Raw genomic sequence first — 1,631 nt, 5'->3', positions numbered from 1 at the left:
TTACTTCAAAACCATGCCCGTAATACCCGTTGTGGCAGTTGTAAAGATGTAGGTATAGGTCGGGCTTACCATCAGAAATAAGCTTAAACGCCACCATGCCGCCCTCGTCAAGATCACCGGATGGCACATGCTCGAAAAATTGAGCATCGAAAACGTAAGGGGCCAAATCGAAATTGGGATTATTTAAATGGCTGCCGTCATAGGAATAGGCCCTGATTCTGTCTGAAATAAACCAACCGGCATCTTCACAGCAATCTTGTTCTGTGTCGTATCCTACAAAAACATCATTCGCGTCAACAAAGTTCACCTTTGAATGCCAAGAACTTTTATCCTTTTCTAAGATTTCCATAACCCCTCCGGTCATTGGTGTTGGGTGGCGGTGGGAGTCGCTAACTCTCTGACGCGTTGCACACATGCGCCCTTCGCTCTGTGCTGGCTACTAACCCGCTTGGGCCGCACCGCCATAACTCTGTTTCTCATTCCCCGCTTTGTGGGCGGGTTAGGGGTAGATTATGCGATTATTATCACAGTGTCAATTATTTTCTTCGGTGAATCGGTAAATTTTTTCGACGGTCATAATTCCAGGGTTCGGGGTTTCGCCGCTGGCGATCTTTCGGATGGTGTAGCGATCCACGCCAGCCCCTTTTGCAATTTGCGACTGTTTCCACTTACCGGACAAAATCCGACTTTTCACGATTTCCAGATATTCAGTAAGGCTCATAACGGCTCCAATTGTTTGGTGTGTTTCTTGTTACAATTATCAACATTTTTAGGCGGGGCGCAATAGGCCAGTAATCGACGGCGAGGGGCGCAAGGGCGCAATAATCCCTTCTATTGCTCACCTTACCTAAAAAACTTTTTTACTCTCTAAATTTTTTTTTCAGCCACCCTCAGCCGTTTTACCTATTTATTGCGCCATTGCGCCCTTTTTTGTAATAAATATATAAATATCAATAGTTTAACTAGGGGCGCAATAAGGGGCGCAATAATAAAAAGGGCGCAATCATTGCGCCCCTAAACGACTACTATCAAAATGGAATATAGTCATCGTCATCATGATAACTTTTAAGAATACCTTGGGGCGCAATAGCGTGATTGTATTGCGCCCCAATCCAGACGTAGTGATACGCGCCAGTTTTTGCGACTTTTATCCTCTTTCCTTCAATCTGTTCGTATCCCATTTCAAGCAAAATTGCGGTCAGGGTTCGGGTCTTCGGGATTTCGGTGCCGTCGCTCTCACACAGCTTATTGAGCCAAGTCACGTCTAAAATATCCGAATTGATGACCTCGCAATGATGCTTTTCGATAGCGTCTTCCAGCGCCAAACGCTCCGGCGAAGTGCTGACAGCCATCATCATTTGGCGCGCTTTTGTGTCTGGCGCTCGCCCTGTTGGGTTGAAATTTGGGGAAATTTTATACGTTTTCAAGAACGCTGCGAGAGCGTCAGGACGCCGCCGAGTCTCGGCAAACAGGTCTTCAAAATACTGCGCCGCCGCATCCTCACCGCCCAATTCCTTATACAGCTGATCCTCGCTCTGTACCCTGGAAAACAGCACACAATAGCGCCTATCGCCACTGGTAAGCGGGATGGCGTCCTTGTGGTTGGTCAACATCATGTAACTGGTGAAGTT

General features: G+C 47.0%; 3 protein-coding genes. All 3 read right to left on the bottom strand.

Annotated elements, in window-relative coordinates; all coding sequences use genetic code 11:
- On the bottom strand, positions 1-349 hold a 349-nt coding region (locus ABYP33_RS19005), incomplete at its 3' end, for a hypothetical protein (RefSeq protein ID WP_373092906.1).
- Positions 350-532: 183 nt separating this feature from the next.
- Positions 533-721 carry a hypothetical protein gene (locus ABYP33_RS19000; protein ID WP_373092905.1) on the bottom strand — a complete coding sequence of 63 codons (189 nt, stop codon included), beginning with the start codon at positions 719-721 and terminating at the stop codon, positions 533-535.
- 307 nt (positions 722-1,028) lie between these two features.
- A partial coding sequence (locus ABYP33_RS18995) for a hypothetical protein (RefSeq protein WP_373092903.1) occupies positions 1,029-1,631 on the bottom strand: 603 nt, incomplete at its 5' end.

Source organism: Zhongshania sp. (assembly GCF_041584495.1).
GTDB lineage: Bacteria > Pseudomonadota > Gammaproteobacteria > Pseudomonadales > Spongiibacteraceae > Spongiibacter.
Note: the sequence above shows the minus strand (reverse complement) of the source record. Positions and strands in the feature narration are given on the sequence as shown.